Origin of the sequence: Terrisphaera buseokensis, assembly GCF_047521145.2 — a bacterium.
In the GTDB taxonomy this organism is placed as follows: Bacteria; Verrucomicrobiota; Verrucomicrobiia; order Opitutales; family Opitutaceae; genus ER46.
In genome coordinates, this window is the sequence record NZ_CM134186.1 from 4,621,764 (window position 1) to 4,641,680 (window position 19,917).

General features: G+C 65.0%; 15 protein-coding genes. 9 read left to right on the forward strand and 6 right to left on the reverse strand.

The features are described from left to right. Positions 1-9 precede the first annotated feature (9 nt). From ACLJEU_RS17375 to ACLJEU_RS17385, 3 genes are all read left to right on the forward strand, one after another. Entirely contained in the window at positions 10-831 is an 822-nt protein-coding gene (locus ACLJEU_RS17375; RefSeq protein ID WP_414660244.1) for a tetratricopeptide repeat protein, read from the forward strand. Continuing rightward, entirely contained in the window at positions 828-2,171 is a 1,344-nt protein-coding gene (locus tag ACLJEU_RS17380) for a metallophosphoesterase (protein WP_414660243.1), read from the forward strand. The genes ACLJEU_RS17375 and ACLJEU_RS17380 overlap by 4 nt, the downstream gene beginning before the upstream one ends. 113 nt (positions 2,172-2,284) lie before the next feature. Further along, a complete protein-coding gene (locus tag ACLJEU_RS17385; RefSeq protein WP_414660242.1) occupies positions 2,285-3,889 on the forward strand; it encodes a SpoIIE family protein phosphatase in 1,605 nt (534 codons plus the stop codon). 70 nt (positions 3,890-3,959) lie between these two features. Here the strand turns inward: ACLJEU_RS17385 and ACLJEU_RS17390 are convergent, their stop codons facing one another. From ACLJEU_RS17390 to ACLJEU_RS17400, 3 genes are all read right to left on the reverse strand, one after another. Next, positions 3,960-4,697, reverse strand: coding sequence for a LamB/YcsF family protein (locus ACLJEU_RS17390; protein WP_414660241.1), 738 nt, complete (start codon positions 4,695-4,697; stop codon positions 3,960-3,962). A gap of 56 nt (positions 4,698-4,753) precedes the next feature. After that, complete coding sequence (pxpB, locus tag ACLJEU_RS17395; protein WP_414660240.1) at positions 4,754-6,400, reverse strand: 5-oxoprolinase subunit PxpB; 1,647 nt, start codon at positions 6,398-6,400, stop codon at positions 4,754-4,756. A 92-nt stretch (positions 6,401-6,492) separates the two neighbouring features. Continuing rightward, entirely contained in the window at positions 6,493-7,863 is a 1,371-nt protein-coding gene (locus ACLJEU_RS17400; protein ID WP_414660239.1) for a CHRD domain-containing protein, read from the reverse strand. Positions 7,864-8,111: 248 nt separating this feature from the next. On the opposite strand from ACLJEU_RS17400, the gene ACLJEU_RS17405 reads away from it, so the two are divergent. From ACLJEU_RS17405 to ACLJEU_RS17415, 3 genes are all read left to right on the forward strand, one after another. Then, positions 8,112-8,771 (forward strand): hypothetical protein, encoded by a 660-nt coding sequence (locus ACLJEU_RS17405; RefSeq protein ID WP_414660238.1) that lies wholly within the window; start codon positions 8,112-8,114, stop codon positions 8,769-8,771. Further along, entirely contained in the window at positions 8,768-9,955 is a 1,188-nt protein-coding gene (locus ACLJEU_RS17410) for a cytochrome c biogenesis protein ResB (protein ID WP_414660237.1), read from the forward strand. The genes ACLJEU_RS17405 and ACLJEU_RS17410 overlap by 4 nt, the downstream gene beginning before the upstream one ends. Positions 9,956-10,068: 113 nt before the next feature. Beyond that, positions 10,069-11,967 carry a cytochrome c biogenesis protein gene (locus ACLJEU_RS17415; RefSeq protein WP_414660236.1) on the forward strand — a complete coding sequence of 633 codons (1,899 nt, stop codon included), beginning with the start codon at positions 10,069-10,071 and terminating at the stop codon, positions 11,965-11,967. 147 nt (positions 11,968-12,114) lie between these two features. Here the strand turns inward: ACLJEU_RS17415 and ACLJEU_RS17420 are convergent, their stop codons facing one another. Further along, positions 12,115-12,798 carry an ElyC/SanA/YdcF family protein gene (locus ACLJEU_RS17420; protein WP_414660235.1) on the reverse strand — a complete coding sequence of 228 codons (684 nt, stop codon included), beginning with the start codon at positions 12,796-12,798 and terminating at the stop codon, positions 12,115-12,117. 354 nt (positions 12,799-13,152) lie between these two features. After that, the gene (gene recN / locus ACLJEU_RS17425) at positions 13,153-14,817 is read right to left on the reverse strand and encodes a DNA repair protein RecN (RefSeq protein WP_414660234.1); all 1,665 of its coding nucleotides are present in this window, start codon (positions 14,815-14,817) and stop codon (positions 13,153-13,155) included. Positions 14,818-15,097: 280 nt separating this feature from the next. Here recN and ACLJEU_RS17430 point away from each other — a divergent pair, with 280 nt between their 5' ends. Next, a complete protein-coding gene (locus ACLJEU_RS17430; protein WP_414660233.1) occupies positions 15,098-15,421 on the forward strand; it encodes a YkgJ family cysteine cluster protein in 324 nt (107 codons plus the stop codon). A 176-nt stretch (positions 15,422-15,597) separates the two neighbouring features. Here the strand turns inward: ACLJEU_RS17430 and ACLJEU_RS17435 are convergent, their stop codons facing one another. Continuing rightward, the gene (locus ACLJEU_RS17435) at positions 15,598-17,391 is read right to left on the reverse strand and encodes an alpha-L-fucosidase (protein WP_414660232.1); all 1,794 of its coding nucleotides are present in this window, start codon (positions 17,389-17,391) and stop codon (positions 15,598-15,600) included. 287 nt (positions 17,392-17,678) lie between these two features. Between ACLJEU_RS17435 and ACLJEU_RS17440 the strand changes: the two genes are divergently transcribed. Together ACLJEU_RS17440 and ACLJEU_RS17445 are read left to right on the forward strand one after the other, a co-directional pair. Beyond that, the gene (locus ACLJEU_RS17440) at positions 17,679-18,431 is read left to right on the forward strand and encodes an immunoglobulin domain-containing protein (RefSeq protein WP_414660231.1); all 753 of its coding nucleotides are present in this window, start codon (positions 17,679-17,681) and stop codon (positions 18,429-18,431) included. A 213-nt stretch (positions 18,432-18,644) separates the two neighbouring features. Beyond that, positions 18,645-19,790 carry a tyrosine-type recombinase/integrase gene (locus tag ACLJEU_RS17445; protein WP_414660230.1) on the forward strand — a complete coding sequence of 382 codons (1,146 nt, stop codon included), beginning with the start codon at positions 18,645-18,647 and terminating at the stop codon, positions 19,788-19,790. Positions 19,791-19,917: the final 127 nt, after the last annotated feature.

Below are 19,917 nucleotides of genomic sequence, written 5' to 3' on the forward strand. Positions count from 1 at the left end.
GTGCGGGGCGTGCTTCGCCCCGTCCTCGCTCTCTCCGTTCTGGCCCTGGCGACGCTGTCGTCGCAGGCGCATCCCGGACTCGAGGAGGCGCTCGTCCGCTTGAACGCAGGCATCGCGGCGACGCCGGAGAATCCCGAGCTCTACCTGGAGCGCGGCGAACTTTACACCGCGCACGAAGACTGGATTGCAGCCGAGGCCAATCTCCTCCGGGCCGCAGAACTCTCCCCGCATCATCCCCGGCTTGATCGAGCGCGCGCCCTCCTCGCCCTTGCCACCGGGCATGCGTCCGACGCGCTCACCCTGATTAACGTGGCGCTCCAACGCGCGCCCGCGGATCCGGATGCACTGCTCGTGCGGGCCCGCGCCCAGGCCCGTCTTGGCCAGCGCGACGCAGCGGTCGCGGATCTGAACGGCGTGCTCACTCTGGTGGCAACACCTGCGCCGGAACTTTTTCTCGAACGCGCCGCGTTGCTTCCTCCCGCCGAAGCCGTGCGCAGCCTCGACGACGGCGTGCGACGCATCGGACCGGCCCTCTCGCTGCAGTTGCGGGCACTCGAATTGGAGCTCGCGCTCGGGGCGGTCGATGCCGCGGTCGCGCGGATCGACGGACTCGCCGATCGCTCCGAACGCAAGGAGTCGTGGCTCAAACGGCGCGGCGACGTGCTCGCCCGCGCCGGGAGAATCCAGGAAGCGCGCGCTTCGTATGCGGCCGCTCTCGCCGCGATTGCCGCCCTGCCCGACTGGCTGCGCGCCTCGCCGCCGACCGTAAAACTCGCCGAGGAACTTTCCCGCATCACCGCCGTCCGGCCCACCTCTACGACCACCTCATGATCACACCCCGTCGCCTCCTGATCGCATCGTTTCTGCTCGTTCTGCCCCTGCTCGACGCCGCCACGACCATCGTGCGCGGTCCGTATCTGCAATCCGCGACCCCCACCAGCATGGTGGTGCGCTGGCGCACGGATAACACCGAGGGCTCCGTCGTCAGCTATGGACTGGAGAGAAACCAGCTCACCAGCTCAGCCAAGGCCGAGGGTGTCACCGCCGAGCATATCGTCCCGCTCACCGGCCTGAAACCCAACACGAAGTATTATTACACCATCGGACCGGCGGCGGTGCCGCCGGCAAACGCCGAGAAGAAGTCCGCCGGCGAAGACGCCGCGGGAAAGAATCCGGTCAACAGCTTCACCACTCCGCCGCCGGTCGGCCCCGCCAAACCCACCCGCATCTGGGTGCTGGGCGATCCGGGCACCAAGAACGCGGTGCAGACCGCGGTCCGCGACGTATATTACAAGTTCACCGGCAACCGTGCGACGGATCTCTGGCTGCTGCTCGGCGACAACGCGTATCCGGACGGGACGGACGCCGACTACCAGAAGGCCATTTTTGAGATGTATCCGAAGACCCTCGCCACCTCCCCGGTCTGGTCGACCTTGGGCAATCACGACGGCAAGAGCGCCAACTCCCTCACGCAATCGGGCGTCTACTACGACATCTTCACCCTGCCCTCGCAGGCCCAGGCCGGCGGCGTGATGTCCGGCACCGAGGCGTACTACTCCTTCGACTACGCCAACATTCACTTCGTGTGCCTCGACTCGCACGACTCGGATCGGACCGACACCGGCCCGATGATGCAGTGGCTCAAGGCGGATCTGGCCGCCACCCAGCGGGACTGGATCATCGCGTTCTTCCACCACCCGACCTACACGAAGGGCACGCATGATTCGGACAAGGACTCCGACAGCCAGGGCCGCATGAACGACATGCGTGCCATCTTCCTGCCGGTCCTCGAACAGGGCGGTGTCGATTTGATCCTCACCGGCCATTCCCACGTCTATGAGCGTTCCTGGCTGATGGACGGTCACTACGGCAAGAGCCAGACGTTCGACGCCAAACAGCACGTCAAGCAATCCGTCTCCGGCCGGGCCGACGGCGACGGCGTCTACCGCAAGCCCCGCGCCCGCACGCCGCATTTCGGCGACATCAACGTCGTCACCGGCAGCGCCGGCCACGCGAGTGCGAAGCCCGTGCCGCTGAACCACCCCGCGTTCTACCTCTCCCTTAACGAGGCCGGCTCCTCGGTCGTGGATGTCGACGGACTGAAGCTTGATTTCATTTTCCTGAACGACAAGGGCGAGAAGCGCGACTGGTTCACGATTGTGAAGGAGTGACCGGCCGGAACGCGAACACCTCGTCCGCTTTCGTTTCCGCTTTCACGCGCCGGGCAAACGCCAACAACGGAGGTTGCCTGCGCAAGAACGGGTCTGCAACGTCGTCGGCTTCCATGAGCGATGCGTCCCCCAGCCCGTCTCACGACCCGGCACCGATCGAGTCCCTCGATTCGTCGATCCTGCGTGTCCTGATGGACACCAGTGTCGACCGCATTTACTTCAAGGACCTGCAGAGCCGGTTTGTCCGCAACAACGCCACCCACGCGCGCTCGCTGGGCGCGGCGTCGCCCGATGAATGCGTCGGCAAGACCGACTTCGACTTCTTTTCCCGTGAGCACGCCGAGCGGGCGTTTCACGACGAACAGGAGATCATCCGCACCGGCAAGCCACTGATCTCGCAGGTCGAGCGCCTGACGATGCGCGACGGACGGAAGGGCTGGGCCTCCTCGACGAAGATGCCGTGGCGCGACGCCTCCGGCCGCATTGTCGGCACCTTTGGCCTGACCCGCGATGTCACCGCCACGAAGGACGCGGAGGAAAAGCTCACCGAGGAGCGCAACCTTCTCCGCACGATCATCGATCACCTGCCGAGCCGTCTCTACGTCAAGGACACCGCGTCGCGCTACGTCCTCAACAACAAGGCGCATCTGGCCATGCTGGGCGCACCTTCGCAGGAGGACGCCGTCGGGCGCACCACCATCGATTACTTTCCCGGTGAGCGCGGCCGCCAGGCCCTCATCGACGACCGCCAGGTGCTCGAGGGCGGTACGCCGATTCTCAACCACGAGAAATCCGACTTCGGGCCCGAGGGCTCCGTGCGGTGGTCGCTCGTCACCAAGGTGCCGCTCTTCGACATCCGCAACAAGCTGATCGGCCTCGTCGGTATCAGTCACGACATTACCCGGCGAAAGAAGGCGGAGGAGGAGTTGCGCCGCCGCAGCACCGAGATGGAAACGGATCTGAAGATGGCGCGGCAGGTCCAGGAGGCGTTTCTCAATCGCGAGTATCCGGTCTTCCCCCGCGGCGTGTCGTCCCTTACGAGCGCGCTGCACTTCGCGCACCGCTACATTCCAACCACGACGCTCGGCGGCGATTTCTTCGACATCCTGCAACTCTCCGACACCCGCTGCGGCGTGTTGATTTGCGATGTGATGGGACACGGCGTCCGCGCCGGACTGCTGACCGCCCTCATTCGCGGCGTCGTCGAGGAAATGGGCGAGCGCGCCGCCGATCCCGCCTTCGTGCTGGGCGAGGTGAATCACAGCCTGATGCCAATCGTGGAGCAGACCGGCCAGCCTGTCTTTGCCACCGCCTTTTTCGGCGTCATCGACACCGCGAAGCGCACCCTCTCGTACGCCAACGCCGGCCACCCGGCGCCCCTCATCCGCCGGGCGTCAAATGCCGCCCCCACGCGCCTGGCTCCCTCCGATCCGGAACCGGCGACCGGCCTCGTGGAAAGTTTCCCGTACACGCGGCTCGAGTGTGAGTTTCATCCCGGCGACTTGCTGCTCGGTTACACGGACGGACTCATCGAGGCGGCCGATGCCGCGGGCAACCAGTTCGGCGAAGCCGGGCTCCAGCAACTCCTGGCTTCGATGCGCGGCGCCGACGGTTCCGCGGTGTGCGATCACCTCCTGGCCACGGTCCACGCGTTCAGCGGGAAGGCGGAGTTCGAGGACGACGTGTGCGTCGTCGCGATCGAGTCCACGCGCGTTTAACGTCTGCCGACTGTTCCCGCAATCCAACCGGGACGCGATCCGTCCGGGCGGCGCGAACGCACCGCGCGCCTCACGCGCTGAACGCCTTTACCGTAATTCCGGCACCCGCGAGTTCCTGCCTCAACCGCGTCGCAAAACGGATCGAGCGGTCCGAGTCACCGTGCAGGCAGACGGTGTCGGGCGTGATGGGAATCTCCGTTCCCTGCACCGAGCGCACCATTCCACGCTGCACCATCATCAACACCTGCGCGACCATCGCATCCTCGTCCGTGATCATCGCGTCCGGCTGACTCCGGGGCGTCAGCGTGCCATCGGCCTGATAGGTGCGATCGGCAAACACTTCCTCGGCCACCCGCAGTCCCCGTGCACTGGCGATGCGGGCCAGCGGACTGCCGGAAAGGGCGAAGAGAATCAGGTCGGGCCAGAGCCGCACCAAATCGGCCACCACGGCATCGGCCAGCGCGACGTCCCGTGAGACCTGGTTGTACAACGCGCCGTGCAGTTTCACGTGCCGCAGCCGCGCGCCCGCGACCTCGTAGAGTTGCTCAATCTGCATCAGCACCAGATTTCCCGCCTCGCGCGGCGCAATGGCCCGCTCTTCGCGACCGAAGGTCTGCAGGTCAAAATAGCCGGGATGCGCACCGATCCGCACGTGCTGCCGGGCGGCGAGTTCGACGGCCTCGATCATCGTTTCGAGGTTTCCCGCATGGGCCCCGCAGGCGATGTTGGCCGAGGTGATCAACGGCATCAGCGCCGCGTCGTGGCCGGCGCCTTCTCCCAGATCGGAATTGAGATCAACGTGCTTCATGAATGGAAACGCGGGCCATCCGCCCACGCTTCCACCACGGAACCCATGCCGCCGCCTCACGCAAGCTTCTGCGCAAGACCCTCGCGCAACAGCGCCAGCGCCCGCTCCTGCGCGAGGGCGATGTCGCGCGCCTCCGCCAGCGACACTTCGCAGAACGTCACGGTCTCACCCGGACGCAACTGCGCCATTCGCGGCAGATCCACCGCGATCACGTGCGCCAAACGCGGATACCCACCAATCGTCTGCGCGTCGGCCAGCAGCACGATCGGCTGGCCGTCCGGCGGAACCTGAATCGTGCCGGGCGCCACGGGTGCCGACACCAGTTCCGCTCCTGTCCGGCGCTCCAACGCTGCGCCCTGGAGCCGGAGCCCCATGCGATCCGACTGGGGGCTCACGGTGAACGACCGCGCGATCCAGTCGCCCGCAAACTGATCCGCGTGACCACCGCGCACCACCCGCACCCGCGCCGGGCGCGCATTCGACGGCAGGATACGTTCGTCGATCCGCCAGTGATCGCGAAAGTGCCGCTGCACATCCGGCACCGGCAGATCGTCGCCGTCCCGCAACGCGCGGCCGTGGAAGCCCCCGAGCTCCGCGCGCACGTACGTGCTGCGACTGCCGAGCACCGGCGCCACGTCGATTCCTCCCGCTGCCGCGAGATAACCGCGGCACCCGTGACGGGCCGCGCCGAACTTCAAGGTCGTACCGCGCCGAATTTCGATCGGACGCCAGCGCGGCACGTCGCCGCCAAAGTCGCCGCCCCCGATCGCCACGACCGTGTCGTGATCAAAACGCAGTTCCGGTCCGACCAGCGTGAACTCGAGCGCCGCGGCCCCCTCCGGATTGCCCACGAGCAAATTGACCAGGCGCAACGCGAGCGCATCGGCGGCACCGCTCTGCGGCACGCCCCGCGAACGGTGTCCGCGCCGCCCCGCGTCCTGCACGGTCGTGAACATTCCCGCCCGCACCACGTGGATGCCCGACCCGGTGGGGCGCGCCGCGGCGTTTTCCGTCGGCACGTCCGCGGCCGCCGCCTGCGCGGCAAAGTCGTCCGCCGAGATCGGGCGAAACACCACGCGATCCCCGGCCTGAAGCAGCGCCGGCTCGGGGCGTCGCGCATCGAACAGCGCGCGCGGCGTGCGGCCAATGAGGTTCCAGCCGCCGGGCGTTGCAATCGGATAGACGCCCGTCTGTCCGCCGCCAATGCCCACGCTGCCCGCCGGCACGCGCGAACGAGGCGTCGCCAGCCGCGGGGTGGCGAGCGCCGCGGGCAATCCGCCGAGATAGGGAAAGCCCGGCGAGAATCCCACGGCATGCACGAGATACTCGGCGCCGGCATGCAGCGCCGCGGCCTGTGCCGGCGTGAGGCGTGCGCGCGCCGCCACATCATGCAAATCCGGACCGTAGTCACCGCCGTAGCACACCGGAATTTCCACCCGGCGTGCAGATACGGCCACGACCGCGGCCTCGGCCCGGTCAACGAGCGCCTGCAGTTCGGCGCACACCGCTTCGAACGGACGCGCATGCGCGGGCTCGAAAAACACCGCGACACTGGCGAACGCCGGGACAACGTCGGTGACGCCCACTGGAGGATGACGCTCGATTTCCGCCGCGATCGCGCGGACGCGGGCCGCCATCAGCGGGTCAACGCTTTCACCCAGCGTGATCATAACGGCGGAGTCACCAAGCGGGGCAACCGTCATGACGCCACTATCCGCTCGGACTCCCGGCCCGCAAAACAAAAAGCCCGGCGCCGTTGAAGCGTCGGGCTGGAACGATGAGACGGAAGAAAAGATCAGCGATTCGCGACGGTCACTGCGATCGGTAGCGTGCACAATTCCACCGGTGCCTTCGCGGCGGTTCCGTCGCCCTGGGCGACCAGCTGGCCACCAGCCGAGGCCGGTGCCACCGCCGCCGAGCCGGCGTTGCGGAGATCGCTGACTTCGAGCAGGGCGATGCCGGTGCCCGTTGCGGCCGACACGATGGCGGAATAGTTGCCGGGAGGCAGCACGACCACCAGCGCGGACTCGGCGGAATTGGTCGGCACGCCCGGCAGCGAAGCGAGTTCGGAGCCGGCGGTCAGGGTGCCGATGTCGTCATTCGAAGCGATCCGGCGACGGCCGGAGTCATACAAATCCAACCGCGGATTCGCGAGCGCACCGGCGATGCCGAAGCCGGAGAGCGACGGCCCCTTGGCGGAAATAAACACGCGGATCGGCTCGGGGCCGTTCACCGTGATGCCCTGGATCAGCACCTGGTCGCCGGTGCCGACGAAACCGCGCACGGACAGGTTGCCGAGCCGGGAGCCGGGAACTTCATCCGAAGGCCAGACCTGACCGCGCAGTTCACCGCCGGTGAAGACCTGGCTGTGGAAGTTCAAATAGAGTCCGCCCGTCAGCACGGCGATCGGATCGGCACCCGTCATCGGAATGTCGAAGGTGCCCGAGATGTGGCCGTTCGCCGACGAGTAGCCCCCCGCATTAGAATTCGTGCCGAGGTTCACCACCACCGGACCGCTCAATCCGGGAATCTGCGCGTGAAAATGGGAATTCGTGAAGGGGTTGTTGAAATTATAGAGTGAGAGACGAAGCCGGATCGTGTGCGTCGCCGGATCGTAGAGCATGATCGCCGCGCCGGTATCGTTGAGTCCGGACAGATTCAACGCCGGAAACGCCGCCTGCTCCTGCGCGACGTCCATGTTCGCATACAACCGCTTCGGGCGCGGAATCAGCTGGCCGCGCACTTCGCCGCCGGGGAACTGCGCCGAGTGAATATTGAAATACGCGCCGCCCTGAATGAGTTTGAGGCGGTCGCCCCCATGCCGGATGCCGCGGAAGCTGGCCGTGAGCGTCGTGCCCGTGCGCGTGTAGACCGCGTCGGCGCCGAGATTCGTCACGACCGGGCCGTTGACGCCGGCCGCCGCCTCATGGATGTGCGAAGCGGTCGCGGTGTTCGCCATGCCATTGATCGTCACGATCAGATCGAACAGGTTTGTGCCTACATCATAGAGCATGATGGCACTGCCCGTCGCGGGTGAACTGGTGGCGGGATTTTCCTGGGCCGCGTTGATGGTGGCGCGCAGTTCGACCACCTGGCCGCTGGCGTTGATGACCAGGGCGCACAAGGCGCCCGCGAATAACAGTCCACGTACCGGGATGATTTTCATGGTGGGAAGGGAAACATTGCCGCAGGCGTCGGATCGGCACGCACCAAAGAGTAACAACATCGTCAGGAACGCGCCGATTCAGACCGGATCGGGGTAAAGGCCGGGACAACGGAAAACAGGACAGGTCGGACGCTTGGCGTCGATGCGGAAACGGATCTCATGGGCCGCCGCGGTCCCCATAATGAACCGCCGGGAACCGGCCGGTTTGATTTGAACTTTCACGCGGGTCACACGACTAATGCTCGCCCATGATTGCCCGTTGCGTCCCGCCCACCCTGCTCGCGCTCACGGCGCTCCTTACGTCCTGCCGTAAACCCGAGGTCGAATCGTACCGCGTGCCGAAGGAGACGGTGGCTGAAATGCCTCCCGCCACGCCCGCCGCCACTCCGTCCGCGGCCCCTGCCGCACCGATGGCCGGCGGCGCACCCGCCGCCGATGCCTCGATGGCCAACACCGCCGTCGCCACCGCGGCGGGCCCGGGCCTCACGTGGACCGCGCCCGCGACGTGGAAAGCGAAACCCGGCTCCGCGATGCGCAAGGGCAGCTATACGGTCACGGCCGAGGGCGTCGCCGGTGAAGGCGATCTTTCGATCACGGCCTTTCCCGGCGATGTGGGCGGCGATCTCGCCAATCTGAATCGCTGGCGCGGCCAGATTCAGTTGCCACCCGTGGCGCAGGGTGAATTTGAAGCGGCGGTACAGCGGCTCGAGCGCAACGGCCTGAAAATCACCGTCGTTGACCTCGCGGGCTCCGGCGCCAATGCCCAACGGATCGTCGGTGCGATGATTCCGTACGCGGGCGCGACCTGGTTCTTCAAGCTGATGGGACCCGACGCCGTCATCGCCAAGGAGAAGGCGGCGTTCCTCGCCTTCGTCGACACCATCAAAGCTCCCGCGGCCGCTCGATGAACGACACGATTCGCCAGTTTCGTAATTTCTTCGTCTCGATCAAACTGACGGTCATCCTGCTGGTGCTCGGCCTGCTGCTGGTCTTCGCCGCCACCATCGATCAGGTCCACCTCGGCATCTGGGCGATTCAGGAAAAATGGTTTCGCAGCTTCTTCGTGCTGCAGGACGTCCGCGGCATCCTGCTGCCGATCTTTCCCGGCGGTTACCTGATCGGTGGATTTCTGCTTGTCAACCTGGTGGCCGCGCACGTCTACCGGTTCAAATTCACCTGGGGCAAGGCCGGCATCCAGCTCACGCACATCGGCCTGATCATGCTGCTCGTCGGCGAATTGTTCACCGGCCTGCTGCAGGAGGATTTCAGCATGCGGCTGAATCAGAACGAACCGAAGAATTACTCGGAAAGTTTTCGCGACAACGAACTGGCACTCGTCGACACGGGCAATCCGCAGTTCGACGAGGTCGTCGCCATCCCGGAAACGGTCGTTGCCCGCGGCGGCGAAATTCAACACGCCAAACTTCCGTTCCGCGTCGCCGTCCGCGAGTACTATCCCAACTCGAGTCTTCGCAGCCGTGAATCGACGTCACCGGGTGCCGCCAATCTGCCGCCCTCCAAGGCGACCAAGGGCATCGGCCTCAACGTCGCCGCGTTTCCGATTCCGATGACCTACAAGCAGGAGGAGCGCAATATCCCGGCCGCGTTCGTCGAGCTGCTCGCCGCCGAAGGCTCGCTCGGCATCTGGATGGTGTCCGCCGATCCCCGCCTGCCCCCGCAGAAAATCGAGCACGGTGGCCGCACGTTCACGCTGCAATTCCGTTTCACGCGCGCCTACAAGCCGTTCACGCTCACGCTGCTGAAGTTCAGCCATGATCGCTACGCGGGCACCGAGATTCCGAAAAACTTCTCGAGCCGCATCCGGTTGCAGACACCGAACGGCCAGGACGACCGCGAAGTGCTGATCTACATGAACAACCCGCTGCGTTACTCCGGGATGACGTTCTATCAGGCCAGCTTCGACCCCGAGAATCCCAACGTCACCATCCTCCAGGTCGTGCGCAACCCCAGCTGGCTCATGCCCTATATCGCGTGCAGCCTGATGACGTTCGGCCTGCTCTGGCAGTTCGGCATCCACCTGTTCGCCTTCGTCAGCAAGCGCCGCCCGGCGCTGCAGTCCAAGACCGCTTGAAAACCAGCCCGAAGACACCGGCGTTTGTCCCGCGCGCGACGGCGCGAAGCGATGAATGCACGCCCGTCACCGTCTGAAGCGTCAGCGTCCCACGTCCCTCATCCCCTGTCCGCATGAAGAAGCTCATTCCCCTCCTCACCCTGATCCTGGCCATCGGATTTGTGGGCAACAAGGCGCGCACGCCGAAGAACCCCGGCGCCTTCGACGTAGTCGGCTTCAGCCAGCTCCCCGTCCTCGTCAACGGACGGCTCAAGCCGCTCGACACCGTCGCCCGCAGTTCGCTGCTGCAGTTGCAGGGCCGGCAGACGGTCACCATGCCCAATGGAGACAAGATCACGCCGATCGAATGGCTGCTCGACGTGATGTTCAAACCGGACCTCGCGGACGCGTATCAGACCTTTGAAGTCGTCAATCCCGACGTGCTCGCGCTCTTCGATCTCAAGATGGAGGACGGTCAGGGCGAGAAACGCTTCTCGCTGCGCCAGCTCCAGCCCAAGATCGGCGAACTGCAGCGCCAGGCCCAGCTCGCCGGCCCCGTGGAGGCAGCGATTCGCACGCCATTCCAACGCGCCGTCATCCAGCTTTACGGCAATCTCGTGCACTACCAGCGGCTGCGTCACGCGCTGGTTTCACCCGGCAGCGCGGACTTCCTCGGCGATCTCCTGAAGCTGCAGGACAACGTCACCGCGGGCGTCGCCGCCGTTCGTGCCAAGCAGGCCGGCCAGCCCCACGACGAAGCCGCCGCCGCCGCGATGACCGAAATCGGCGAGCGCTTCGTCATCATGGCGGAGTCGACCAACTTCCTCGTCATCCCGCCCGACGCCGACGTCACCGACCCCACCGCCTGGAAACCGGCCGGTGCGGCTTTGCTGGATACGTTTCGCACGGGCCGCGTGAACGCCGCCGCGCTCGCCTACGCCGGCTTCGCGCACGGCTGGAAGAACAACAAGCCGGATCAGTTCAACAAACTCATCGAGCTGTTCCGCGCGGATCTCGTGAAACGTTTCGAGCCCCAGCTGAAGAAGTGCACGACCGAGGTGCGCTTCAATGCCGCCCAGCCGTTCTACTCGAGCATGACGCTGTACGCGCTGGCGTTCTTCCTCGCGATCTTCTCCTGGCTGGTCTGGCCCGAGACGCTCGGCCGCGCCGCGTTCTGGCTGACCGCCGTCGCCTGGGTCGCCGCGACCGTCGGCATCGCCACCCGCATGTGGCTCGAAGGCCGCCCGCCGGTAACCAACCTGTATTCCTCCGCACTTTTCGTGGGCTGGGGTTCCGCCGGTCTCTGCCTTATCCTCGAATCGTTTTTCAAGAACGCGATTGGCAGCGCGGCGGCCGGTGTCGTCGGTTTCGCCACACTCCTGATCGCACACCACCTGTCCCTAACCGGTGACACGCTGGAAATGATGCGCGCCGTGCTCGACTCGAATTTCTGGCTGGCGACCCACGTCATCGTCGTCACGGCCGGTTACTCGGCGACCTTCCTCGCTGGCTTCCTCGCGCTGATCTACATCTTCCGCGGCATGTTCACGCGCACCCTCGACAAGGTCACCGCCGATTCCCTGACCCGCATGGTCTACGGCATCGTGTGCTTCGCGACGCTGGCCAGCTTTGTCGGCACGATCCTCGGCGGCATCTGGGCCGATCAGTCGTGGGGTCGTTTCTGGGGCTGGGATCCGAAGGAAAACGGCGCGCTCATCATCGTCATCTGGAATGCCATCATCCTGCACGCCCGCTGGGGCGGCCTGATCAAGCAGCGCGGCCTGATGTGTCTCGCCGTCGGCGGCAACATCGCCACCGCGTGGAGCTGGTTCGGCACGAACATGCTGGGCGTCGGACTGCACAGCTACGGATTCACCGATGCCGCGTTCGTCGCGCTGACCAGTTTCGCCATCTCGCAGGTGGCCATCATTGCACTCGCCAATCTCCCGCTCTCGAAATGGCGGAGCTTCGCGTCGAGCGCGTCCACGGCGTCCGTCCTCCGCAAGGAACCCGCGCCCGCCGGCAGCCGCTGAAGGGCGCCCGCGAATCACGCGAATCGACGCGAATATCGGCGCCAGGTAATCAACCGCGCTCCGCTCGGCCTCAGCGCCGGTAGAGGCCTTTTCTGTTTTTCTGATTCGCGACCATTCGCGTGATTGGCGGGCCACCGCCTGCTTTTGCTACGGATAAAACAGAAACCGCGCGTACACCCACGCGATGCACTCGCCGAGGAGGGCGCGGACGCCCTCGCTGTAACGCCACCAGCGGCGCGCATCGTAGTCGGGACTGGCCACGGAAATGACGCCCACCTTCACCTCAGGCCCGAGTGCCTTTTGGTAAAGCAGTCGCGTCCGGCGCGCGTGCACATCGACGGTCACGACGTTGATGGCCTTCAACTCGACCTGGTTTTCCCGGCACCAGTCGCGCAGGGCCACAGCCGCGCTGTAGGTGCGATCGCGCGCCGACACTCGTGAGGGTGTCATCTGGACCTGTGCCGCCGGCACGCCGGCCGTGCGGAGCTGCCCCGCGCCGATGCTGGCCGCGGTGCTGTAGTCGTTCTTGTAGCCGCCCACGCCTCGCACCGGCCCGCCCGTGGAAAACACGCGCTCATATCCGCGCGTCTTGAATTCCTCCGCGGCCATGCGGAACGTATGCGCGTCGACCCAGCCCTCGACCGCCATCAGGCGGGTATCAACCCGGTCCGTGATCGCAAAATACGGATACGCGCCGAAAACGAAAACCAATCCAAGTCCGACACCCACCGCGACCAGAGCTGCGAGACCGCGCCCCGACAGTCCCCAGCGCACGCGACGGGTGAACAGCCCGAGACAACGGGATTCGGAAGCGGTTCGCAGCTCAGCCATCGCTTCAGCCCAGCGGCGACGACCGGCCGACGCAATCTTCCGCCTTATACCAATCGCTCCTTGCTTTTGGACTTCTGGATCGATCGTGGCTACGAGCGCCAGCGAGTGGCCGAACGGCCACTCGCTGGCGCTCGTAGCCACGGCCAAAGTCCAAAGGCAAAGAGCGATGGGTATTACGGCGCAGAACCAGGCGGAAGTTCGCCCGCGAATCACGCGGATGGGCGCGAATGCAATCAGGCAGAAATGCCCAGCAAGAAAACGATGAATGGACGTGAACCGGAATTTTAATACTCCGACTATTCGCGTCGATTCGCGTGATTCGCGGGCGAAACCCACCCGGGAACGGGTGCCCGCTCACCGCTTCCCGAGCAGCTCCTCGGCGTGCGCCAGCGCGCTCTTTGCGTTGCGATCGCCGAGCATGCGCGCGAGCTCGCTGACCCGCGCCTTCCGCGTCGCCTGAATCGGCTCAATGCTGACCACGGCGCGATCCTTCGATTGATCCTTCGTCACCACGAGATGACACGCCGCCTGCGCGGCCACCTGCGGCAGATGCGTGACGCAGAGCACTTGGTGATTCGCGGCGATCCCGGCCATCTTCTCGCCGACCACGCGTCCGATTTCTCCACCGACGTTGGCGTCGACTTCGTCGAACACGAGCAGCGGCACCTCGTCCAGGTCCGCCAGCACGGTCTTGAGGGCCAGCATCACGCGCGCGAGTTCGCCGCTCGACGCGATGCGGCTCAACGGCAGCGGCGCCTCGCCGACGTTCGGCGAGAAGAGGAACTCCACGCTGCAATCGCCCGCCGCCGTGAGTTCCGGGAGCGCCACGACGCGCACCTGAAAATCCGCCTTCTTGAAGCCGAGCTGCGCGATGCCCTTCGCGGCCACCTTCGTGAGTTCCTTTGCAGCCTTCTCGCGGATCGCGCGCAAGGCCTGCGCGTCCTTCTTCGCCTTGCGTGCCGCGTCCGCGATCTGTTTTTCGAGCCGCAGCAGCGTGCCTTCGAGATCGCCCTGCACGTCGAGCCGCCGGCGCATGTCTTCGCGCGCCGCGACCACCGCCGCCACCTCGCCGCCATGCTTGCGCTTCACCTCGAGCCAGGTGTGCATCCGCTCGCTCAACGTCTCCGCCTGCTCGGGATCGAACTGCAACTGCTGGCTCAGGCCGGAGAACTCGGCCCCGAGATCGTTGAGCTCCACCGCGGCCGAGGCCAGTCGCTCCACCAGCGGACGGCTCGCGTTGTCAATGCTCTCGAGCTGCCGCGCCTGCCGCAGCAACTCGGCGATCCGCCCCTGCACGCCCTCCTCACCCTGCAAGCCGCCGGCGAGCGCCGATGCCAGCTCGATGAGCTCCTGCGCGCGACTCATACGTTGAAAATCCCGCTCGAGCGCCTCGATCGCCTCGTCGGTCAGTTCCAACGCATCGAGCCGGGCGAGCTGGTTCTGCAGAAAATCGATTTGATCCGGCGCGAGCTTCGTCTCCGTCGCGATGCGCGCCTGTTCGGCCACGAGATCACGCCACGCCCGATAACTCACCGCGTACGCCGCGAGCGCCGGCCCCGCGCGGCCGAACAGATCGAGCAAATCAAGTTGGCAACTCTCCTTGAGCAGCCGGCGCGGCTCGCTCGGGCCGTGGAAGTCGACCCAGTGTTCGCCGAGGCGCTGCAACGCCGCCAGCGTGGCGAGGCTGCCGTTCACGGTGATCTTCGGCGCCTTCTCGCGCGGCAGACTGCGTTTGAGAATCAGGACGCCGTCCTCGCAGGCTGGCAGTTCGAGTTGCGCGAGCACGGCGTCGATGCGCGTCGGATCCTCGAAAAAGAGACTCGCCTCCACCTCCACCGCCGGAGCGCCCTGGCGGATGATCGTTTTGTCGGCGCGCTCCCCCGCCAACAGACTCAGCGCTCCGAGCAGGATGCTCTTGCCGGCGCCGGTCTCGCCGGTGACAGCCGTGAAACCCGCCTCGAAATCGAGCGCGACTTCCTCGAGCAGAGCCAGGTTGCGGATGCGCAGCGATTGAAGCATGCCGCCATAAGGCACAAAAAAATCGCCGGCAATCAAGCGGCGGTTTCGCTGTTTGCAGGATATCCGGCGGCCTACGGCGGCGCGCCGCCCCGAAAGCGTTCAGGACCACCGAACCGATCCATCGCCGGTCCGTCGACGGCCGGACAAACAACCCTCTCGCACGAGCTTCATGCTCAACCAGAAGGCTGGAGGCCTGAGCTCCCAGTCAAACCGGCCACGCTAGCGCCGCGCAAACCCGCTGTCGCATTCAGCATCGCCACCCCGGTCAACTCCTGCCCGTGTGACGCCCATCGCCACCACCGAACACAACGACATCCCCGCCTGCGTCGGGTGCGCCCGCTGCTGCCACCTGCTGGTCGAGTTGGAGCCGGGCGTCGATGACGTGCCCGAGTCGATGGTGGCGACGTACAGCGGCATGCGTTTCATGGATCAACAGAGCGACGGCGCCTGCGTGGCGCTCGATCCCGAGACGCGCGCCTGCACGATCTACGAACGGCGTCCCGCCGTGTGCCGGACCTTCGATCGCGGCGGCGTGCTCTGTCGCAAGATCCTGGTCGGTTTTCAGTCCCTGCGCGATCACACCGCGACCAGCGACGCACCCTGATCAGCGGCTTCCGGCCGTAACAGGAACGCAGCATTCCCGGCGCCTCAGATCACTTCACGATACACGTCCGGATGCGGCTGCGGAATCACCGCGGCGTTCACCAGCATGCCGGCCTCCGCGACGGGGACGGCGACCGGCGGCACAGCCGAAAGCATCGCGGAGCGAGCGGGCGGGTACTACGGCGTGGCGACCGGCTGTAACGTGAGCGAACGCAGCCGCATCAATTCCGCGCCGCTGATCTTCGCCGGTCGCAGCGTGACTTTGGTCGGGCCCGTCTCTTCAACGCGGACCGTCCCCAGGACGACGCTTTTGAAACTCCCGCCGGTGACCTCGGTCTTCGTCGCGAGTGAGACCGCGCCAACCGTGACGTTGAAATCGCTGCCGCCCTGCCCGGAGGGGACAGCGTAGAGCGCTGCGATCCGGTACGTGCCGGGCCTTTCGATCCGCACGTCCCACTGCGCGTAAGACTCGACGCTATTCCATCCGGTGAGATTCAGCTGGGTGTTGCCTTCGACGCGAAGGGCCTTGCCGGACAGATCCGCGTCGTCACAGCCGAGCGCAATGACGCCGTCTCCACCAGCCGTGATCGGTGGCGGCGGGAGCGGATCGATCGGTCCCGCAACCTCGAGCACAACGACCGACGAGATCGGGTCGGGAGCCGCCGCGGGAACCGTGACGCGCAAGCCGGCGGGCGACGGCGTCAATGCGAGCGCCACACTCGGCGCGCTGAGCAGGTAGGCCTTTTTCGCCGTACCGCGCATCGGCACGATCAGCGCACCGTCCTTGGGCCAGGCGAAGACATTGAGGTAGAGTTTGCCGGGCCGGCCCGCTGCCGCATCGCCGGATTTCCGGGTGGCGCGTCCCCATTCGAGACGGCGGAACGGACTCGCCGTGGTGGCGTAGATCGACTCGCTGTTTCGCTTCATCCACACACCGACCTGTTGCAGGCGTTCGACGCTCGGGGCGGGAATTTCACCCGCAGCCGTCGGTCCGACATTCAGCAGGTAGTTGCCGCCCTTGCTCGCGATATCGATCAGGGTGCGGATGAGCTTCTCGCCGGACTTCCAGTTGTCGTCGTAGGACTTGAAGCCCCACGTATCGTTCATCGTCATACACGCCTCCCAGTCGCGCGGATAGCCGGTCGCAGGCACTTTGTTCTCGGGTGTCTCGGTATCGCCCTCGTAGCCGCCCCCGAGGCGGTTGTTGGTGATGAGGCCGGGCTGCAGCTTGATCAGCGGCGCCAGCAGGTCGGCGCGCTCGCGGGTCATGTCCGTCGGCGTATCCCACCACAGCACGGCGATCGGCCCGTACTTCGTGAGAATCTCCTTCACCTGGGGCACGGCGATATCGTGCAGGTACGCATCCATGTCACCATCCTGCGCGGCCTTGTCCCAATGGCCGCCACTCGCCGCGCCACCGCGGTGATGCCAGTCCTGCGCCTGCGAGTAATAGAAGCCGAGTTTCATGCCGTGCTTACGGCAGGCGTCGGCCAGTTCCTGCAGCGGGTCGCGTTTGAACGGCGTGGCGTCGTAGATGTTGAAGGGACTGGCCGCGGACCGGAACATCGCGAAGCCGTCGTGGTGCTTCGACGTGATGATGATGTACTTCATCCCGGCGCCCTGCGCGAGGCGGACCCAGGCGTCGGCGTCAAACTTCACCGGATTGAATTCCGCCGCAAATTTGGCGTAGTCGGCGACGGGAATTTTCCCCCGGTTCATGATCCACTCGCCAATGCCGGCGACCGGTTTGCCCTGCCAGGTGCCGGCGGGAATCGCGTAGAGCCCCCAGTGAATGAAGAGACCGAAGCGCGCCTCGCGCCACCACTTCATCCGTGCGTCGCGCTGCGTGGAGGTTTCGTTGGAGACGATCGCCGGCATTGCGGAGGTGTCGGCCGCGAGCGCGCGTCCGGCAAACAACGCGACGACGATGGCGAGGATAACGGCGAGGCGGAACAGCGACGGGGTTTTCATGGTGCACCAAGGGACGAAGGTAGTCGGCACGAACACGGCGAACGGCGGATAAAAGCGTCGGTCCGCCACCTCAGGGTGAAATGCAAGCGGCCGCCGGGCGACCGCCAATCCCGTGCATTTCTTGTGCAACCAGTCGCGAATTTTGCCGCGACCAAGCGCGCCCAAGTGCAGATACGAACGACCCGCGCTGACCGTTCGGCGGTTGATGTTTCACGCCGCTCGTCTATCTGTTCCCACGCGCCCCTGCCTGATGCTGCGTTTGAAACCGCCGCCACCCGGCGCATTCCATGCCCGCTGTCGCTGTCCAGATCGCCCTCACGCCGCCACGCCCGTTTCCAGCCAGCGTCGGCCGGCACCTGCTGGCGCTTGCGCTCCTCGCCACCACAGCCGGTTCGGCCGCAACGCCCGCGACCGCCCCCGTCATCATGCAGCAGCCGACCAACCTGGCGGCGAAGACGCTCGGCTCCGTGACCTTCGAAGTTAAGGCGTCCGGCACGCCGCCGCTGTCCTACATCTGGTATCGAGACGGCACGACCTTTGCCGGCTGGACGCGGAGCAGTCTCACGCTTGTGGGCGTGACGACCAACGACGTCGGCCGGTACACCGTGACGGTTTCCAACGCCGCCGGGAGCGTAACCAGTGAGCCGGCCCAGTTTACGATCGGTGCGACGCCCGCGTCAAAGACGGCCGCCCTCGCCGTCGTCGCTCCGGCCACACCCGCCGCGACTCCGGTCGCGGCACCCGCGCCGCCGCCCGCCGCAGCCCTTTCACCCGCCTGGGCGGCGCAAGCCCCACAGAGTCCGATTGAGTATGCGCTGCCGGACGAAAAGGTTTCACTGCGGGTGAACTCGGACGGGACGCCGCCACTGAAATATCAGTGGTGGCGGAACGACAAACCCATCAGCGGTGCGACCGCCGCCGTGTATGAATTCAAGGCCTCGAAAGACGACGACAACGCCCGCTACGTCTGCATCGCCGCCAATACCAAGGGATCAAAACCAAGTAACACGATCACCCTGGTGATCGGAAAGAAGCCCTGAGCGGCGTCGCGCGATCTCCGATGGGCGGACGCTGAAAAACAGAAAAGCCGCGTCTCACGAGGGAGAAGCGGCTTTCAAGATGGTGGACCTTACTGGACTCGAACCAGTGAGAAGTTTTCCAGCCCATCCACTTTTCTTTTTCACTCGTAGACAACGCGTTTAAACACGCCAGAATATGCTTGGACGTTAGCACTCACGTTAGCAGTGTCCGGCATGGCATCCGTACACAAACGCCCAGGTTCGCGCTTTTGGAGCGCCGCTTACTACCGACACGACGGCGCTCGCGCCTACACGAGCACGAAAACCAAGGACCGAAAAGAGGCCCAACGGATCGCCGATGCCTTGGAGCAAGCGCACGCCCGACGCATGACAGAAGGCCAGATGCGCCGCCTCTTGAGCGACCTCAGCGAGCGGTTGAGCGGAACGCCGATTGCAACCGTCACCTTGAAAGAATTCGCGGCTCAATGGCTGGATAGAAAGCGCGTGGAAATCGGCGGCATCAGTTTTCTTGCCTACAAATCCGCGGTCAACGAATTCGTCGAGCAGACTCCGGCGAAGGCCAACGTGGGCCTTCAGTATCTCACCGTGGCAGACATCGCTTCATTTCGCGACAGAGCGGCGGCGAAGGCTTCCGGCAAGACCGCTAACAACAAGATCAAGATCGTGCGGACCCTGCTGCAAAGCGCGTGGCGCGACGGGTACATCCCGGACAATCCAGCCGCGAAGGTCACAACGCTGAAGGTTGAGGACTCGATCCGCCGCCCCTTCACCGTCGAGGAACTGAAGCGATTGCTCAGCGTCGCAACCGGCGAATGGCGAGGAATCATTCTCGTGGGCCTCTACACCGGCCAGCGGTTGAAGGATGTCGCATCGCTCAGGTGGACAAGCGTCGATCTCTCCCGGCGCGAAATTTCGCTCACGACTTCGAAAACAAAGCGCCGCCAGATTATTCCGATGGCCAAGGCACTCGAAGCCTATTTTGACGACCTGCCCGCGCCAGACGACGCCCGCGCCGTGGTCTTTCCCAACGCATTCTCGCTGCTCGGCCAGAGCGGGAGCACGAGCCGGCTCAGCGGGCAATTCTTCGATCTACTCGTTACCGCAAACCTAGCGGTCGCTCGTCTTTCAAAAGACAAGAGCAGCGGCGTCGGTCGCAGCGGGCCACGCGCCCGCAGCGAAATCACGTTTCACAGCCTGCGGCACACCGCGACTTCACTCCTGAAAAATGCCGGCGTTTCCGAATCCGTCGTGATGGACATCATCGGCCACGACAGCAAAGAAGTATCCAGAAACTACACACACGTTTCCGAGCAGTCGAAGCGAGATGCCTTTGACCTGTTTCCTGACGTATCGTCGTAGTATCCGTTTCTTAATTACTATCGAAAGCATATCATTTCTATATATTTTCGATATACTTAAGTTGTATCAAATGCCTCACAGTGAGGCATGTATCAGATATATTAAGATATATTACGCCTTTCCAGTC